We start from the raw sequence: 17,774 nt of genomic DNA on the forward strand, positions 1-17,774 counted from the left end.
CGGAACGGGTGGCAAGCCGTCGAGGCTTAGGGCAAAGGTCGGGGCGTAGCTACTGGAATCGTCGCAAAACGCGCTGCCGCGGGTGCGAAGCGCGGGCTGCGGTTAATCCGAGGAACGTTAACTGTTGTTCGCCGGCTTCGCGGCAGCGGCGGGCTTGGTCACCGCCTTGGGCTTGGCGGGCTTGGCCGCCTGATCGCCGCTTGCTGCTGGCTTCTCGGCGGGCTTCGCCGCCACATCGTGCTTGGTCCCGGCCGGCTTGGTCCCGGCCGGCTTGGCTGCGGCTTTGGCACCGCTCTTGGCTTCCGGCTTTGCTTCGGACTTGGCTTCGGACTTGGCATCCGGCTTCGCCGCCGCCGTCTTGGTGTCCTTGCCGGCGACCTTGTTTCCGTCCTTGCCGCCGTCCTTGGGCTTGTTGGCCGCGTCGGGCTTGCTGGCGACGCGCGACTTCTTGCCGCGTGGCTTCGCCGTCGTCTGCTGGTCGGCGTCGGCCGCGACCGCCGCGATCAGGGCCGTGCCGGTGCGGGTCGGGCCGGTATAGACCAGCACGGGTTCGGTCGCCGCCGGAGCCGAGGCCATCAACTCGGAAGCCTTCATCAGGGGCGGCTGCAGGCCGGCGGTGAAGAAGGTGACCTGAGCTTCTCCGCCGGTGGCCGAGGCCGATCCGGTCGCGCCGCCATTGGTCGCGATCAGCGCATCGTCGTCATCGCTGGCCGGCCGCTTGCGGTGGGGCCCGCACATCTCGTCGCGCAGGTTCGGCGGCGAGGCGTCGACCGGCACGAGGTTGTCGACGGTGCCGAGCGAGGGACGCAGCCAGGTGAGATTGTCCTGGGCGAAGCCGCGCTCCAGCAGCTGTGCCGCCTTCACCGCGCGCGCCGTGCCGGAACTTGCGCCGAGCACCACCGCGATCAGCCGGCGGCCGTTGCGCGTGGCCGAAGCGACGAGATTGTATCCGGAGGCGCAGATGAACCCGGTCTTGAACCCGTCGGCGCCGGGATAACGGCCGATCAGCTTGTTGAAATTGCCGGTGATGCGCTTGCCGAAGCGGATCGCCGGGACGTGCACGAAGTATTCGTATTCCGGCAGGTCGCGCAGGAACGAGCGCGCCAGAATACCGAGGTCGCGCGCCGACGTGATCTGGCCCTCGGCAGGCAGGCCGTTCGGATTCACGTAGCTCGTCTGCGTCATGCCGAGCTTCTTCGCGGTGTCGTTCATCATCGCGGAGAAGCCGTCGATGGAGCCGCCGACGCCTTCTGCGAGCACCACGGCCACGTCGTTCGCCGACTTCACCATCATCATCTTCAGGGCGTTGTCGACGGTGAGCTGCGTTCCCGGGCGAAACCCCATCTTCGAGGGCGATTGCGAAGCCGCCGTCGGCGACACCGTGAGCAGCGTGTCGAGCGTGAGCCTGCCCTCCTTGACCGCCCTCAGCGTGACGTAGGCGGTCATGATCTTGGTGACGGAGGCCGGGTACCAGGGAACGGTCGCGTTATCGGCCTGCAGCACCTTGCCGCTGTCGGCCTCGATCAGCAGCAGCGCCTCGGCGTTCGCCGCGCGCGGCGCGAGCAGCACTGCACATGCGAACGCCGCAGCGAACAGGTTGAACAGGTATTTGCGAGGCAGCAGCGGGCGAAGGGCGTGCACTATCCGATTCCGGTCCTTGGAGATCCGCCGGTTCCCGTCGGCTCTCGTGATCTGATCGTCGGTTCTGAGATCCAGCGCCGCCGCTTGCGGCGTCGCAAACCTATACCGGCTGGTGCGTCGAGAATAGGGGGATCGCCGCGGTATTCCGCAATGAAATAGGCCGAATTTCGACGGTGCTGCGGGGACTTGTCAGGGGGATTTGGCCGCCGTCGCGGCAGTCTCGGCTGCCGTCACGCTGGCCCGTGCGTTCTCCTGAACCATGAACTGGGCCCTGGCGAGCTCGGTGAAATGGCCGCCTTTGGCCACGAGTTCATCGAAAGTTCCGCTTTCGATCACCCGTCCGTGCTCGAACACCAGGATCCGCGTGGCGTTGCGGATGGTCGAAAGGCGGTGGGCGATCACGAAGGTGGTGCGGCCCTTCATCACTTCGTCGAGAGCGGCATTCAACTTGGCCTCGGTGACGGCGTCGAGCGCGCTGGTGGCCTCGTCCAGGATCAGGATCGGCGGATCCTTCAGCAGCGCACGGGCGATGGACAGGCGCTGGCGCTCGCCACCGGAGAGCATGCGGCCGCGTTCGCCGGCATTGGTCTCGAAGCCGCCGCTGCGCTCGATGAATTCGAGCGCCTGCGCGCGCTCCGCCGCCTTGCGCATCTCGGCCTCGGTCGCCTCCGGCTTGCCGACGCGCAAATTATCCGCGATCGAGCGGTTGAACAGCAGCGCTTCCTGGAACACCACGCCGATGTTTCGCCGCAGCGAGGTCAGCGTGACGCCGCGCACGTCCATGCCGTCGATCTTGATGACGCCGGATTGCGGATCGAAGGCGCGATGCAGGAGCGCAATCGCGGTCGACTTGCCGGCGCCGGTCGGGCCGACCAGCGCAATGGTCTGGCCGGGCAACGCGGTGAAGGTGAGGTCCTCGATCGCCGGCCGCTTGCCGTCATAGGAGAAGGTGACGTCGTTGAACTCGACGAGGCCCGACATCCTGCCGGCATCGATCGCGTCGGGCCGGTCGTGCACCGCGGGCACGGCGTCGAGCACGCCAAAAAACTCGCGCAGGCGCGGAGCTTCCATGAACACGTTGTTGATGAAGCTCACGATCTGCTCCAGCTTCTGTATCAGCATCGTCGCGAAGCTCACGAACATCACGATCTCGCCGACCGAGGTGAGCCCCTGGTCGTGCAGGGCGATGCCGAAGGTGAAGATCGCGAGCACCGTGATGGTCGTGGAGGCGCGTGTGATCACCGTGACCAGGGCCCACCACGACAGCACCGGCATCTGCGCGGCCAGCAACTCGTCGGCGACGGAGCGCAGCCCTTTCACCTCGGATTCGACGCGTACGAAGCTCTGCACCAGCGCGACGTTGCCGAGCGCATCCGAAGCGCGCGCGGAGAGCTCGCTGTAGTGCTCCTCGACCGCCATTTGCATGCCGAAGGTCCTGCGCACCACGAACGTGGTCAGCGCGGTGAAGACGATGCAGAGCACGAACAGCAGAATCGCGAGCCGCCAGTTCAGGTAGAGCGACAGCGGCAGCAGCACCAAGACCGAGAGGATCGCGGCAAAATGCTCGCGGAAAAAGCCGAGCCAGAGCCGCCACAGCGCGTCGGTGCCGTTGAGCATCACCTTCATCAGCCGGCCGGAATGAGTCCCGGAATGGAAAGTCAGCGGAAGTTGCAGGATGTGCTCGAAATAGCTCGTCAGCACCGCCTGACGCTGGCGGTGCGAGAGCCGGTCGGCCTGCAAGGCCACGAGCGCGCTGCAAGCGATGGTGAAGAGCCCGAACGCGACCCAGGCGGCCAGGAACGGCCAAGCCGAACTCGACCCGGCGACCGTCTTGCCCGAGAGCACGTCGATGATACGGCCGAACAGCACAGGCTCAGCGAATTGCGAGCCCGCGAGCAGGAGATTGGCGACCGCGAGCAGCCAGCCCAGTCGCGCCTCCTTGCCGAGCAGCTCGAGAACGCGGGTGTAGAGACGGAGGATGGACATGCGGGCGGCGAACTCGAGCGGGTAGCGGAGCCCGCATCTTAAGCAGGGATCGTGCTGGAGATATAGCGGAAGCCGTCAGTTTTGCTCAGTTGATCAGCCGCCCGGCAACCGGTGGCAGGAACCGGTCGTCGAAGATATCACCCGCGGTGGGTCGCCTGCGGAATTTGAAGTCCTGCGCGATCTGATCGATCGAGCGCTCCAGCCGTGCCGCCTCGACGCCGCCGATGCCGTTGCGTCGGACCTCATCGGTCAGGATGTTGTCGGCGAGCACGGCGCGCAGCCGCTCCAGCTCCAGGTGGCCGTCGCCGTCGTCCATGCGGCTCGCCGCCTCCTCCGCCGCACTCGCTGGCCGCCTGACGGTGTCGGCGATGCCCGCGATCAAGGCGCGGACGAAGCCCCTCACGGCATCCGGCTTTGATGCGGCGAAGGCGGGATTCACAACCACGGCGAAGCCATAGGCTTCGCATCCGTAGTCCGCATAGCGCAACACGACGAGATCGCCACCGGGCACCCCGCGGTCGCGCAGGTTCACGGCCGAGAGATAGCTGAATCCAGCGACCGCATCGACCTGGCCCGCCGAGAGGATCGGCTCGCGCACCGCCACACCGATCTTGTGGAATTTGACCCGCGAGGCCTTGATGCCGTTATGCTGCGCCAGCGCCGGCCACAGCCGTATCGACAGATCGCCATCGGCAACGCCGACGGTCTTGCCGTCGAGATCGGGCAGGAGATGGATGCCGCGGCTTCGCCGCGCGACGATCGCGTACGGGGCGCGGTTGAACAGCACGAACACCGCCTTGACCGGCACCGCGTCCTCCTTGTCGCGAAAGCGGATCAGTTCGTTGATGTCGACGAGCGCAAGCTCGCTGTCGCCCTTGGCGACGCGTGCGAGCGCTTCGGGCGATCCGGCTGCGGTCGTGAATGACACGCTGAGATGCTCGGCGCCGAACCTGCCGTCCTTTGCGGCCAGGAAGAACGGCGCCACGCTCGCGTCGATCGGTCGGTCGAAGGTGAAGTGAATCGTGACGGAAGGCACCGCGGTCTCGGCCGCGCTGACATCGCGAGCAGTCAGTGTCGCAAGCAGGATCGAGAGGGCCAGCAGGCAACGAAGCGCGATTGTCCTGAATTCCGACATCAGTTGCGCCGGTCCCGCATTGTTGTGGTTTTCGTGACGCTCGGAGCGCCGGCTGGCGGCCAGTCTGTTCGCGCCAATATGAACGGAGGATGAGCGGCGTTGCGGCATCGTTACGCAACCCCGTTCAGCTTGCGTTGGGGTGGGGGAACCTAACTTAGGTTATGCGGGTTTGAGAGGCATGAGCCTGTCCGCAGGCGTCGATTTCAGGTCCCAAAGGAGGGCCAAGACATGTTCGAGCGATTCTCCAAGTTTGCGGGCCGGAAGGCCGTTCTTGCCACCGCCGCGGTGCTGGCGCTGACCACAATTGCTCCAACCGCGTCGTATGCGGGCGGTCGCCACTGGCATGGCGGTGGAGGTGGAGCGGCCGCAGCTGCGGCTTTCGCCGCCATCGGTACCGGTCTCGCGATCGCCGCCAGCCGTAACGCCTACGCGTACGACTACGGCCCGGGCTATGGCTATTACGGCGGTCCTGCCTATTACAGTGGCCCGGCCTACGGCCCCTATTACGGTCCGGGCCCGAACTATCAGTATCAGCGCTATGGCGGCACGGCCCCGTCCGAGATGTGCGGCCAGGGATATTACCAGAACTGCTATTAACTCTGGCAGCCGGGGTTAACCTGGACAGGCCGTCGCGCTTGCCGCGCCGGCCTGTTTTCTGCTTTTCTTGTCGTGCGTTAACACGACCGCCATTTCTTTAAAGTAGTTTTGAGCACCATGAGTGATTCGCTTGAGCGGCTATATCTGGCTGTGCTCGCGGCCAGGGATCTTGATCCGGCAACATCGCGCACGGCCCGGCTGTTTCAGCGCGGCCCGTCCAAAATGGCGAAGAAACTTGCCGAAGAGGCCATCGAAGTCGTGATCGATGCGGTCAACGGCGACGCTGACGCCGTGGTCCGGGAAAGCGCCGACCTACTCTACAATCTCACCGTGCTGTGGGCTTCGGCCGGAGTCCGTCCCGAGGACGTCTGGCGCGAGATGGCGCGGCGGGAAGACATGCTCGGCATCGCCGAGAAGCTGCCGAAATCGCCGATGAAACTGCCCAAAGTCGCGTCACCCCGCGTTGCGGCCAGGCGGCCAATTGTCGCGCTTGAGAGCCGTGCCGCGCGCAAGCGCCACTAGAAACGTCATAATTCGCCTCAATCTCGGCATGGACAAATCCGTCCCATGGTGCTTCATCGCGGCGCCATGCTGAAACGTATCTACGACTGGTGCATCGACGCCGCCCACAAGCCCTACGCGCTCTGGATCATGGGTGTGGTGTCCTTCGCCGAAAGCTCCTTCTTTCCGGTCCCGCCGGATGTCATGCTGATTCCGATGTCACTGGCGCGTCCGCAGCGCGCCTGGCTCTATGCCGCGGTCTGCACCGCGACCTCGGTGCTCGGCGGCGTCGTCGGCTACGCCATCGGCGCGCTGCTGTTCGACTCGCTCGGCCATTGGCTGATCCAGGTCTACGGGCTGGGCGACAAGGTCGACGCCTTCCGCGCCTCCTATGCGGAATGGGGCGCTGTGATCATCCTGCTCAAGGGCCTGACGCCGATCCCCTACAAGCTCGTCACCATCACTTCGGGCTTCGCCGGCTACAACATCATCCTGTTCATCCTGTGCTCGATCGTCGCGCGCGGCGGACGCTTTTTCGTGGTGGCGATCCTGCTCAATCGCTATGGCGACTGGATACGGGTCCGGATCGAGAGGCATCTCGGTCTGTGGGTCGCGATCGGAGCGATCGTGCTGGTGCTCGGCTTCGTCGTCGCCATCAAGCTGATCTAGACCACGATCGGATCCAACGGCCGCGCCAGCGCGAAGCGGCTTTCCCGCGCGACAAAGGCAGGCGTTTGCGCGGGAGATCATGCTTACTCAACAACGCCTCAGCGGCTTTGCCGGAGCGCCGGCTTCAGCTACGGTCGCCGTCATGATGGTTCGATCCGGCAATTCGGCCGTGCGGTTCGGGACGCTGACGTCAGCAGCGCTGCTGCTTCTGCTCGGTGGCGGCGGCACCGGGTGGACGCAATCCGCCCCGCCGGCGCTCGGCCTCCAGCAGCCGGGCGTGCAGGCCGCGCCGCTGCCATCGACGCCCGCTCCATCGGCGTCACCGGCGGCCGAGGACAATCCGGGGCTGATCAACGAAATGGGCAAGCTGTTCGACAAGCTGCCCTCGATCCTGCCGCCGATCAAAAGCCCGAGCGAGACCATGAACGATCTGTCGCGGCTGGCCAAACCCTCGACCGTGATGTCGGGGCGGGTGGCCTGCCCGGTCTCGTCGAACGGCGCTCCCGACTGCAAGCAGGCCGCCGACCAGCTCTGCCAGAGCAAGGGTTACAAGGAAGGCAAGAGCCTGAATGCCGACTCCGCCGAGAAATGCTCGGCCAAGGTTCTCATTCCGGGCAGGCAACGCAAACCGGACGACTGCCGCACCGATACCTTCGTGACCAGCGCGCTATGCCAGAACTGACGTGATGGCCCAGCGCGGAAGCAGCAAGGAGTGCCCATGAGCCGGACGGAGCAGGACTTCCTCGGACAGCGTGAGATCGCCGACGACATCTACTACGGCGTCCAGACCATCCGCGGGAAGGAGAACTTCCACATCACCGGCATTCCGATGAACCAGGAGCCCTACTTCGTAAAGGCGCTTGGCTACGTCAAGAAGGCTGCCGCCATGGCCAATCGCGATCTCGGCGCGATCGACGCCAAGGTCGCGGACGCCATCATCCTCGGCTGCGACCGCGTCATCGCCGGAGACATGATGGATCAGTTCGTCACCGACTTCATCCAGGGCGGTGCCGGCACCTCCACCAACATGAACGCCAACGAGGTGATCGCGAACCTCGCGCTGGAAGCGCTTGGCTTCACCAAGGGTGACTACCAGCACGTCAGCCCCAACGATCACGTCAATTACGGCCAGTCGACCAACGACACCTATCCGACCGCCTTTCGGCTGGCGCTGATCCTGCGGCTCGAGAGCTACATGGCGGCCTTGCGCCAGCTCCAGGAGGCTTTCTTCGCCAAGGGGCGCGAGTTCGACCGCGTGCTGAAGATGGGACGCACGCATCTTCAGGACGCGGTGCCGATGTCGCTCGGCGCCGAATTCCGTGGATGGGGCACCACGATGGGCGAGGAGGTCGAGCGCATTTCGGAAGCGCGCGCGCTGCTGCGCGAGATCAATCTCGGTGCCACCGCCATCGGCACCTCCGTCACCGCGGCGGTCGGTTATCCCAAGCTTGCCGTGCGGCACCTGAGCGCCCTGACCGGCGTCGATTTCGTGCTTGCCGGCGATCTCGTCGAGGCGACCTCGGACACCGGCGCCTATGTGCAGCTCTCGGGCGTGCTGAAGCGCACGGCGAGCAAGCTGACGAAGATCTGCAACGACATCCGTCTGCTCGCCTCGGGACCGCGCGCCGGCTTCAACGAAATCAACCTGCCGCAGCTACAGCCGGGCTCCTCGATCATGCCCGGAAAGGTCAATCCCGTCATTCCCGAGGTCGTCAACCAGACCAGCTTCCTCGTCATCGGGCTCGACACGACGGTGACGCTCGCGGCAAGTGCCGGCCAGCTCCAGCTCAACGTCATGGAGCCGGTGATCTCGTTCGCGCTGTTCTTCTCGATCCGGACCATGGAGCGCGCGGTCAACAGCCTGCGCGAGAACTGCGTCGTCGGCATCACCGCCAACGAGGAGCACACCCGCAACATGGTGCTGAATTCGCTCGGCATCGTCACGGTGCTGAAGCCGCTGCTCGGCTACAAGCAATGCGCCGAGATCGCGCGCGAAGGTTACAGGACCGGCAAGTCGCTGCACCAGATCGTCGTCCTCGAGCGCAAGCTGCTGACACAGGAGAAGTGGGACGAGATGTTCTCGTTCGAGCGGCTGATCAACCCGGACTTGATCGGGTAAGCGCTGGTCTCTCCTCGAGATTCCGGGGCGACGCGCAGCGTCAAGCCCGGAATCCATTTCGCCATTCGCGTCGAGGCCCGATGGATTCCGGGCCTGCGCCTGTCGGCGCATCCCGGAATGACGGAGAGAGGAATTCCGCCGATTGGAATTGCGGTAACGGCATCCATGCCGGCGTCAAAACGCAATACTTGACAGTGGAAAGATTGCCTTGTTGGTATGACGGCCAACCTTCGATTTCGACTGCCAACAGAGGATCGTTTCGCAATGTCCATGCCTGCCTTGTTCAAAGGGCGTCTGTCGATACCGGTGATCGGCTCGCCGCTCTTCATCATCTCGGTGCCCGATCTCGTGATCGCGCAGTGCAAGGCGGGTGTGGTCGGCTCGTTCCCGGCGCTGAATGCGCGGCCGCCGGAGCTGCTCGACGAATGGCTGGCACGGATCACCGAAGAGCTCGCGGCCTATGACCGCGCCCATCCCGACAAGCCGTCGGCGCCGTTCGCGGTCAACCAGATCGTGCACAAGTCGAACAACCGGCTCGACCACGACATGCAGCTCTGCGCCAAGTACAAGGTACCGATGATCATCTCATCGCTCGGCGCGCGCGAGGAGCTGAACCAGGCCGTGCACGGCTGGGGCGGCATCGTCTTCCACGACGTGATCAACCAGAAGTTCGCGCACAAGGCGATCGAGAAGGGCGCCGACGGCCTGATCCTGGTGGCAGCCGGCGCCGGCGGCCATGCCGGCACCATCTCGCCGCTGGCTTTCGTTGCCGAAACGCGCAAATGGTTCGACGGTCCTATCGCCCTGTCGGGGGCGATCGGCAACGGCAAGGCCATCCGCGCCGCACGCATCCTCGGGGCCGACTTCGCCTATATCGGCTCGGCCTTCATCGCGACCAAGGAGGCCAATGCGGTCGATCGCTACAAGGAAATGATTGCGGGATCGTCGGCCGACGACATCGTCTATTCCAATCTCTTCACCGGCGTGCACGGCAACTATCTGAAGCCGTCGATCCTCGCCGCCGGCATGGACCCCGAAAACCTGCCGACCTCCGATCCTTCCAAGATGAACTTCGGCACCGACGCCTCCGGCGAGCGTGCCAAGCCGAAGGCCTGGAAGGAAATCTGGGGCTCTGGCCAGGGTATCGGCAGCATCGACGGCATCGTGCCCGCCGCCGACCTGATCGCGCGCTTCAAGAAGGAGTACGACGAAGCGATCGATCCGCCGCTTTAGTTCTCATGTCCCGGATGCGGTGCAATGAATCGCCGCCAGGCATGGATACCGGATCAGCGGCGCACCGCTACGTGCTGCGGCGCGTCCGGGGAACGTCAACTGAGACCGATTGAAATGATGACCGCCATCTACCGCGTCGACGGCAACAGCGTCATCACCAGCCCGGATGCCGCCGGCCCCTGGGACAGGCGCATGCAGCACGGCTCGGCGCCGGCTTCCCTCGCGACATGGGCGGCCGAACGCATTCCGACGCCTGTCCCGATGGACATCGCGCGCGTCACGATCGATCTGATGCGCCCGGTACCGGTGGCGCCGCTGACGATTGCGACGGAGGTCCTGCGCGAGGGCCGCAAGATCCAGCTCTGCGAGATCAAGCTGCTCGCCGACGGCGTGCAGGTCGTCGGCGCCACCGTGCTCAAGATCAGGCGCCAGGCGCTGAGCCTGCCTGAGAACGTCGAGGAGCTGCCGCTCACGCTGCCGTCGCCGGAGGACTCGCTGGTCGAGGACGGTCACGCCGCCACCAGCCCGTTCGTGCGATCGGTCTCGATGCGCGCCGCGCGCGGCCGTTTCGGTCAGGCCGGCGCCGGCGCGATCTGGTTTCGCGTCGACCGCCCGCTGATCGAAGGGGAAGCGATCTCGCAGGCGATGCGCGCCCTGGTCGCCGCCGACTTCTCCAACGGCACCGCCTCCACGCTCGACTTCCGCGCCTGGACCTACATCAACGCCGATCTCACCGTGAATTTTTCACGCCAACCCATCGGTGAGTGGATCTTGCTCGATGGCGAGTCCTGGATCGGGCCCGGCGGCGCCGGCCTTGCGATGTCGCGGCTGGCCGACCGGCAGGGCTATTTCGGCCGCGCGGTGCAGAGCCTGGTGATCGAGAAGCGGTGAGCGTGACGGCAAGCGTCGCGCTTGGAGCCGATTGAACGGCAGGCTTCCGCCGCCGCGGAAGGGATGCTTGGCATCCTGCCAGTTCACATTCCGTAGAAGATCTTGATCTCCCACAGCACCACGATGATCGCCGTGATCAACGCAATCGCGGCGATTGCACTTTCCAGGGAAGCGACTCTCATCTCTCACTCCGCTTCCCAGCCCCGTCAGCGGTCTAGGTGATTCCCTGATTCGCCGGCAATTACGTGGACCTCGCCGCCACCCACTCCGTTGCGTGTTGTGGTGTCCGGGCCACAATGCCCCCGTAGAATCCCGGAGTGCTTACCCCACCATGCGGTCCCGGCCACTCCAGAAGCCCGCGCGCAGCACCTTTTTGTCGACCTTGCCGACGCCGGTCATCGGCAACTGCTTCACGAACTGGATCTGCTTCGGCGCGTGCGCCGAGCCCTTTCGCGTCTTGACCAGGTTGATCAGTTCGTCCGGATCGGGCCTTGCGCCCTCACGCGGCACGACGACGGCGGTGACGGCTTCGCCCCATTTCTCGTCGGGAATGCCGACGACCGCGACCATCGCGACGTCCTCGTGTTGCGACAGCACGTCCTCGATCTCGCGGGGGAAAATGTTGAAGCCGCCGGTGACGATCATGTCCTTCTTGCGGTCGAGGATGAACATGTAGCCGCGCTCGTCCCTGCGCGCGATGTCGCCGGTGTGGACCCAGCCGTTCTTCAGCGTCTCGGCGGTGATGTCCGGCCGCTTCCAGTATTCCGCCATCACGTGCGGCGCGCGCACGCAGATCTCGCCGGCCTCGCCCGTCTTCACCTCCTGGTCGTTGTCGTCGAGAATCTTGACCTCGCAGGCCGCGATCGGGAAGCCGCAGGACAGGAACAGCTCCGGGTTCTTGGGATCGTGATCCGCCTTGCGCAGCACCGAGACGGGATAGCATTCGGTCTGGCCATAGAGCTGCGAGAACACCGGTCCGATGCGTTCGATGCCCTCGAGCAGCCGGCTCGGTGACATCGCGGAGGCGCCGTAGAGCACGAGCTCCAGTGAAGAGAGGTCGGTTTTGCTCAGCGCGGGCTGATCGAGCAGCACATAGATCATGGTCGGAACGAACAGTGTGAAGTTGATGCGCTCGCGCGCGATCGTCGACAGCACCGCCTCGGGATCGAAGCCCTTCAGCATGTGCACGGTGCCGCCGCGCATCAGGGTCGGCAGCACCTTCGTCCCGGCGACATGACTGATCGGGGCGACCGTGAGATAGCGCGCAGCCTCCGGAATCTCGAAGTCGGCGAGGATCGCGCCGGCAGCCCCGCTGTTCTCGCGATGATAGCGCAGCGCGCCCTTGGATTTGCCGGTGGTGCCGCCGGTGTAGTTCAGCGTGGCGAGATCGTCGGGGCCGGCAAGGCACAGCGGGCTGGCATGTCCTGCATCTTCGATCGCGGCCAGCAGATCGACGCCGTAGCCGGCGGGACCGGCGGTGAAGACCGCCTTCAGCCGGGTCGCCCGCGCAGCGAGCTCGCCGCCGCGGTCGCGGAAGACGGCGGCATCGACCACCAGCATCTCTGCCTCGGAGTCCTCGAGCTGGAACAGTTGGTCCTCCAGCGATCCCAGCGGATGCAGCCAGGTGATGCAGAGCCGCGCCAATTGCGCGGCGACGCCGGCGCACCAGGTATCGGCGCGATTCGCCGTCAGGAAAGCGACGCGCGCACCGGGCTGCAATCCAAGCCGCATGAACACACCCTGGATGCGTCCGATGAGATCGATGGTGCCACGATAGCTCAGCGATCCGCCGGCCCAGGCGAAAGCGGTGCGGTCGGGATAGCGCGACAGCGCCCGTAGCGTCTGCGCACAAGCAGGGGGCGATGCGTGGAGCGGATCAGACATATGTTTCCTCGTTGCTTTGTCACCGGCTTCTGGCGTGCCAATGTTGCTGATGACGCTAGCACAGCGGATGCGGGAGGAAACGACAGAGCCCGCGCAGGGAGGCACGCATGCCATCGGATCGACTGCAACGCTTCCGTGATCGTCTCGCGCTGCCGCTGATCGCCGCGCCGATGTTTCTGGTGTCAGGCGTCGAGCTCATGGTCGCGTCCTGCCGCAACGGGGTGATCGGCAGCTTTCCCACCGCGAATTGCCGTGGCGCGGAACAGCTCGATGAATGGCTCACCGAGATCGGGACCCGGCTGCGGCAGCACGAAGATCAAACCGGCCGCAAGGCAGCGCCGTTCTGTCCGAACCTGATCGTGCACCGCTCCAATGCGCGGCTCGCGCAAGATCTCACCGTGCTGCTGCGGCACAGGCCCGAGATCGTCATCACCTCGGTGGGATCGCCGGCGCAGGTGCTGAGTCCGCTCCATGACGCCGGCGCGTTGGTGCTGGTGGACGTCGCCTCGATCCGGCACGCCGAGCGTGCGGCGGAAGCAGGCGCGGACGGCTTGGTGCTGCTCACGGCGGGCGCCGGCGGACAGACGGGCTGGTTGAACCCGTTCGCCTTCGTCCGCGCGGTGCGCGCATTCTACGACGGCATCATCGTGCTGGCGGGCGGCATCAGTGATGGCAACGCGCTGCGGGCTGCGGAAGTGCTTGGCTGCGATCTTGCCTATATGGGCACGAAGTTCATTGCGACGCGGGAGAGCATGGCGGATGACCGCTACAAGCGCATGCTGGTCGAGAGCAGCGCAGACGACGTCCTGCTCACCACCGCGTTCACGGGCTTGCAGACCAGCATGCTGAGGCCATCGATCGTCGCCGCCGGGCTTGATCCCGACGATCTGCCGGCGCATGGCGCGATCGACATCGCCAAGGACATCGACGTGACGGCACGCGAGAGCCGGCCCAAGCGTTGGCGCGACATCTGGAGCGGCGGACATTCCACCTCGGGCGTCACCGATGTGCTCCCTGTGGACGAACTCGTGGCGCGGACGGTGGTCGAATATCGTGAGGCGAGAGCGCATCTCTCCCCGTAGAAATACGGAAATCGCAGGGTCCGCTCGTCCCGATCACAGTTAATCGAGCGCACACCCGAGCCGCTGCACTTAACGGCAGATTAACCAACGCCCGCCAAGAATCCCCTCACGGCCGCCAATCAGGACCGAGAGGGACAGGCGATGGACTTCGACTATCTCAACACCAAGACGGCGGCTTCGCTGAACGAAATCCGCGTCCGCGTCGCCCATGCGCTGGCCCGCCACCCGCTGTGTCGCAACGTCCGTTTTGACGTCGTCAGCGTTCCGCGGACCCGCCGGGGCGGCAACTGGACGGTGACGCTTCAATCGGTCGAGCCGCGCGCGGTCTGGGAGGCCTCGGAGATCGTGGCCGACATCCAGGACGCCTACGACCTTGCGGCAGCTGCCTGACTTCGCTGGGCTTTTCCGGCGATGTCGCCGCAGTCCGAGCGATTGCCGCCGCATTGGCACGGTTAAGCCTTAATTATCGCCCAGTTTCCGGGCAGTGATCACGTGGACTTGAAGCTGGACGCGGAGAGACGTTTGTCCAAAGCCATCACCATCGTCGTGCTGACCTGTTTCCTCGTTCTCGGCGCCGCCACCACCGCCATTCTCGGCCGCGACAGCGTCCCCAGCGTCAGCGCCGAGATGATCGCCCAGACACCCCCGGCCAAGCCGCTCGCAACCAACCGCGCCGCCAAGGCCGACCGCCTGGTTCCGACGCTAGCCTTGGCGTCGGCCGCGATCGAGCCGGTCCAGGTCGCCGCCGACAAGCTCTCCAAAGCGCCCGTACTGACCGAGCCGCTGCGTCAGGCCTTCGCCGCGGCCACGCCCGCCGATTTCCCGATGCCGAAGACAAGCACTCACGAGGCGCCCGCCGGGACGGAGGTTCCAGCCGTCGAAGTTCCGGCCAAGCCGAAGGTCGTGGCGAAGCCTCAGCCACAGAAGGCCTATTCGCTCTTGTCCGACGTTCAGATCGCGGGCATCCGGGATCGCCTGAGACTGTCGTCGTCGCAGGAATATTACTGGCCTTCGGTCGAGACCGCGCTGCGCAACGTCGCCCGCAAGATCCAGGCGAACAAGCTGTCGAATCCGAACGCGCCGCCCAGCGCGCAGATCGATCCGAATTGTGACGAGGTGCAGCAGTTGAAGTCGGCCGCCATGCCGCTGTTGTTCCAGCTTCGCGACGACCAGAAGGAAGAAGTCCGCAAGCTCGCTCGCCTCATCGGCCTCGAGAAGGTCGCGCAGCAAATCTGATCCGCGCGGTTCCTCCTGGAGGAGCCGCGGCCATCAGGAACATCTGGCAATCCCCATGCGTTGCCCGCTCCAAAGAGGGAGTGGATGAATGCGCGCCTCGACAGCCTATTTTGTCGGTGCCGGGACCATCATCGCGGCCATCGCCATTGGTCTCGGCGGCGGTATCGTGGCCGGCAACATCATGAATCCGGTCGCGTCGAAGCAGGGCCCGGACGCCAGCAAAATGGCACAGCGGACCGAGGCTGCCACTCCGGCGGCCACGAACGCGCCGTCCGAGCGCGTCAACTATCTCACCGGCTCGCAAGCCTTTGGCGCGATGATCGCTGCGCCGGCGCGGGCCGAAGCAAAGCCTGAAACCGCGAGGCCGGACACGCAAACCGCGCAGGCGAATGCTGAACCGCCGGCGCCTCAGCCCTCGCAAGCCGCTGCGGTCGAGCCGCCCAAGCCGGCACCGGCATCGCCTCCACGCGCTGCAAAACCGGTCGAACAGCAGGCCTCCACGGAGCCTTCCTCTCCCGATAACGCCTATGCCAGGGCGAGGGATTCCGACTTCAAGCGTGCCGCCACCGAACGGCGCCGAGCGGAGCGTCGCGAGCGCTGGGCCGATCGCCGCCACCAGGACCTCCGCGAGCCGCGCGGCATGCGCGATCGCACAGATTGGGACGACGTCGCGCGCAACATTCGCGAAGATTCCGATGCGCGCGACTACGCGGACCGGCCGCGCGGCGGCTTCCCCCAGATCAGGCTGTTTGGGCCTGACGACGACTAGCACTCAACCCGAGGATCGCGGCTGCAAGGGAAAGAGGGCGCGCCGTCGTCGTCGCGCCACAGTCACGTCATGCCCGCGCGCTGCAAGCCGTCGAGATAATGTGCGCGATCCTCTTCGCGCAGCATCGGTAGCTCGCGCGTGATCCAGGCAAGCGAGACCTCGGGCTGGGCGCGGCGCAGACCTTCCAGGGCGGAAGCCGCGAGCGCTGGATCACCCAACATGCCGGCAGCGGCCGCCAGAACGCGGTGTGCGCCGACGAAATCTCCGCGCTGGCGCATCGATTCCCGTGCCATCTGTACCGCCCCCTCGTAGTCGCGACCGACGAAACGGGCATAGGCCGCAACCCCGCAATAGATCGCCGCGAGCGGGTCGCGCGGGCTCAGCCGCAGCGCGCGGCGGGCGGCGGCATCGCCGTCCTGCCATCGACCGGCGTAGCACAGCGTCACGCCGTGGAAGGCATGTGCCATCGCGAAATTCGGATTGAGCCTCAAGGCGAGGTCGAACTCAGCCAGCGCGTCGTCGAAGCGGCGGCGGAACAGATAAGTGTAAGCGAGGCCGTGATGGGCCCAGGCATCCTCGCGATCGGCCTCCACCGCCGCGAGCGCCGCACGTTCTGCGACCGGCAGGGTCGCGGCCATGTCGGCCCAGCCCATATGCGCGCCGAAGATATGGCTGGTCGCGAGCAGGCCCAGCGCCTTGCCATAAGCGGAATCGACCGCGACGGCCTCTTTCAGCAGGCCTTGCGCGGCGGCATTGTCCTCGCGGTTGATGCGCCAGTAATGCGACATCGCGCGCATCACGAGGTCCCAGGCATCCAGGCTGCCCGGCGGCTTCTGCTGGGCTCGAAAGCTTTCGGCGGCATAGAGCTGCGGCTCGATCGCGGCGACGATTGCCTCGGTGATCTCGTCCTGTACGGCGAAGATGTCGGCGAGTTCCCGGTCGTAGCGTTCGGCCCAGAGATGGCTGCCCGTCGAAACGTCGTTGAGCTGGGCCGAGATGCGCACCCGCTCGCCGCTCCGCCGCACGCTGCCTTCGACCACGTAGCGCACCCCGAGTTCCCGCGCGACCTCGTGGATGTGCACGGCGCGGCCTTTGTAGACGAAGGAGGAGTTGCGCGCGACGACGAAGAACCACCGCAGCTTCGAGAGCGCAGTGATGATATCCTCGCTGATGCCGTCGGAGAAATAATCCTGCTCGGCCTCGCCGCTCATATTGGTGAAGGGCAGCACGGCGATCGCGGGCCGATCCGGCAGCGCGAATGACGCCTGAGGCTGGGCGATACGGACCGGCTCAGGCGCGCCCGCGCCGAGTTGCATCTGAACGTCGCCGACGAAGCGAAAGCCCTTGCGGGTGATCGTGCGGATCAGCGCTTGGCTGGCGCCACTGTCGCCGATCGCCTTGCGGGCCGCGTTGATGCGGCTGGTCAGGGTGGATTCGGAGACGCTGCGCCCGTGCCAGATCTTGTCGATCAACTCGTCCTTGCTGACCACCCGATCGCGGTTCTGCATGAGATGGACGACGAGGTCGAAAACCTGCGGCTCCACGGCAATGGGAACCTGCTCGCGGCTCAGCTCGCGGCGGTCGGTATCCAGAAGGTGGTCCCGGAACAGAAACTGCACGTCGAAAACCAGGCCTCATTCCGCAATTGATCAAGCAAAATGACAAAAGGAAATTTGGGTCGAAAACCGTGTGTCTGTCGAAGAGGGCACTTGGTTCATCGCGATCGCGTGATGACAGCCATGCCCTTTTCGGAGGGAAATACAACCGTAGCTGGAATGTTGCCGTTGGATCTGGATTGCAGCGATCCCTCGTCGCGACGCGCCGAAGCGCAGAGGAGGCTCGAACAGCCATCTCCCGGCCGCTGACCCTTCGAGGTTGCGCGCTCTGCTTCGCCTCACGCGCCTCCCGGCTCGGATGGCGGAGCTGAGCGCCGGAAGGAGGGCTGGTCGAGACGATCCTGTGGCATCGAACGTGTGATGAACCCTGGATGTCGGATTGCCCTGCCCAGCAACCCGCGTAAGCTGCCGCTCA

16 protein-coding genes are annotated in these 17,774 nt (G+C 65.4%); 11 read left to right on the forward strand and 5 right to left on the reverse strand.

Going from position 1 to position 17,774, the window contains the following annotated elements; all coding sequences use genetic code 11:
• Nucleotides 1-117 precede the first annotated feature (117 nt).
• The 3 genes from ACYCVF_RS20695 to ACYCVF_RS20705 form a co-directional block, all read right to left on the reverse strand.
• Nucleotides 118-1,641 (reverse strand): D-alanyl-D-alanine carboxypeptidase family protein, encoded by a 1,524-nt coding sequence (locus ACYCVF_RS20695; protein WP_459599436.1) that lies wholly within the window; start codon nt 1,639-1,641, stop codon nt 118-120.
• A gap of 189 nt (nt 1,642-1,830) precedes the next feature.
• The gene (locus ACYCVF_RS20700; RefSeq protein WP_459599438.1) at nt 1,831-3,627 is read right to left on the reverse strand and encodes a glucan ABC transporter ATP-binding protein/ permease; all 1,797 of its coding nucleotides are present in this window, start codon (nt 3,625-3,627) and stop codon (nt 1,831-1,833) included.
• An 85-nt stretch (nt 3,628-3,712) separates the two neighbouring features.
• Nucleotides 3,713-4,762, reverse strand: a complete 1,050-nt coding sequence (locus ACYCVF_RS20705; protein ID WP_459599440.1) for an ABC transporter substrate-binding protein — start codon at nt 4,760-4,762, stop codon at nt 3,713-3,715.
• Nucleotides 4,763-4,990: 228 nt separating this feature from the next.
• On the opposite strand from ACYCVF_RS20705, the gene ACYCVF_RS20710 reads away from it, so the two are divergent.
• The 7 genes from ACYCVF_RS20710 (at nt 4,991) to ACYCVF_RS20740 (ending at nt 10,772) form a co-directional block, all read left to right on the forward strand.
• The gene (locus ACYCVF_RS20710; protein ID WP_459599442.1) at nt 4,991-5,359 is read left to right on the forward strand and encodes a hypothetical protein; all 369 of its coding nucleotides are present in this window, start codon (nt 4,991-4,993) and stop codon (nt 5,357-5,359) included.
• A gap of 117 nt (nt 5,360-5,476) precedes the next feature.
• A complete protein-coding gene (gene hisE, locus ACYCVF_RS20715; RefSeq protein ID WP_459599444.1) occupies nt 5,477-5,881 on the forward strand; it encodes a phosphoribosyl-ATP diphosphatase in 405 nt (134 codons plus the stop codon).
• 45 nt (nt 5,882-5,926) lie between these two features.
• Nucleotides 5,927-6,529, forward strand: coding sequence for a YqaA family protein (locus tag ACYCVF_RS20720; RefSeq protein WP_459599446.1), 603 nt, complete (start codon nt 5,927-5,929; stop codon nt 6,527-6,529).
• A gap of 142 nt (nt 6,530-6,671) precedes the next feature.
• Nucleotides 6,672-7,211 carry a hypothetical protein gene (locus tag ACYCVF_RS20725; RefSeq protein ID WP_459599714.1) on the forward strand — a complete coding sequence of 180 codons (540 nt, stop codon included), beginning with the start codon at nt 6,672-6,674 and terminating at the stop codon, nt 7,209-7,211.
• A 36-nt stretch (nt 7,212-7,247) separates the two neighbouring features.
• Nucleotides 7,248-8,648 carry an aspartate ammonia-lyase gene (locus tag ACYCVF_RS20730; protein WP_459606605.1) on the forward strand — a complete coding sequence of 467 codons (1,401 nt, stop codon included), beginning with the start codon at nt 7,248-7,250 and terminating at the stop codon, nt 8,646-8,648.
• Between the two features lie 264 nt (nt 8,649-8,912).
• Nucleotides 8,913-9,881, forward strand: a complete 969-nt coding sequence (locus ACYCVF_RS20735) for an NAD(P)H-dependent flavin oxidoreductase (protein WP_459599450.1) — start codon at nt 8,913-8,915, stop codon at nt 9,879-9,881.
• Between the two features lie 117 nt (nt 9,882-9,998).
• Nucleotides 9,999-10,772: a thioesterase family protein gene (locus ACYCVF_RS20740; RefSeq protein ID WP_459599716.1), complete on the forward strand. Its 774-nt coding sequence runs from the start codon at nt 9,999-10,001 to the stop codon at nt 10,770-10,772.
• Between the two features lie 321 nt (nt 10,773-11,093).
• On the opposite strand, the gene ACYCVF_RS20745 is transcribed toward ACYCVF_RS20740, so the two are convergent.
• Nucleotides 11,094-12,656, reverse strand: coding sequence for an AMP-binding protein (locus ACYCVF_RS20745; RefSeq protein WP_459599452.1), 1,563 nt, complete (start codon nt 12,654-12,656; stop codon nt 11,094-11,096).
• Between the two features lie 107 nt (nt 12,657-12,763).
• Here ACYCVF_RS20745 and ACYCVF_RS20750 point away from each other — a divergent pair, with 107 nt between their 5' ends.
• The 4 genes from ACYCVF_RS20750 (at nt 12,764) to ACYCVF_RS20765 (ending at nt 15,743) form a co-directional block, all read left to right on the forward strand.
• Entirely contained in the window at nt 12,764-13,738 is a 975-nt protein-coding gene (locus ACYCVF_RS20750) for an NAD(P)H-dependent flavin oxidoreductase (RefSeq protein ID WP_459599454.1), read from the forward strand.
• A gap of 141 nt (nt 13,739-13,879) precedes the next feature.
• A complete protein-coding gene (locus ACYCVF_RS20755) occupies nt 13,880-14,128 on the forward strand; it encodes a hypothetical protein (RefSeq protein ID WP_459599456.1) in 249 nt (82 codons plus the stop codon).
• A gap of 132 nt (nt 14,129-14,260) precedes the next feature.
• Complete coding sequence (locus tag ACYCVF_RS20760) at nt 14,261-14,974, forward strand: hypothetical protein (RefSeq protein WP_459599458.1); 714 nt, start codon at nt 14,261-14,263, stop codon at nt 14,972-14,974.
• 88 nt (nt 14,975-15,062) lie between these two features.
• A complete protein-coding gene (locus ACYCVF_RS20765) occupies nt 15,063-15,743 on the forward strand; it encodes a hypothetical protein (protein WP_459599460.1) in 681 nt (226 codons plus the stop codon).
• 62 nt (nt 15,744-15,805) lie between these two features.
• On the opposite strand, the gene ACYCVF_RS20770 is transcribed toward ACYCVF_RS20765, so the two are convergent.
• Nucleotides 15,806-17,362, reverse strand: coding sequence for a winged helix-turn-helix domain-containing protein (locus ACYCVF_RS20770; RefSeq protein WP_459599462.1), 1,557 nt, complete (start codon nt 17,360-17,362; stop codon nt 15,806-15,808).
• Between the last annotated feature and the right edge of the window lie 412 nt (nt 17,363-17,774).

This window comes from Bradyrhizobium cedriense (assembly GCF_054602315.1).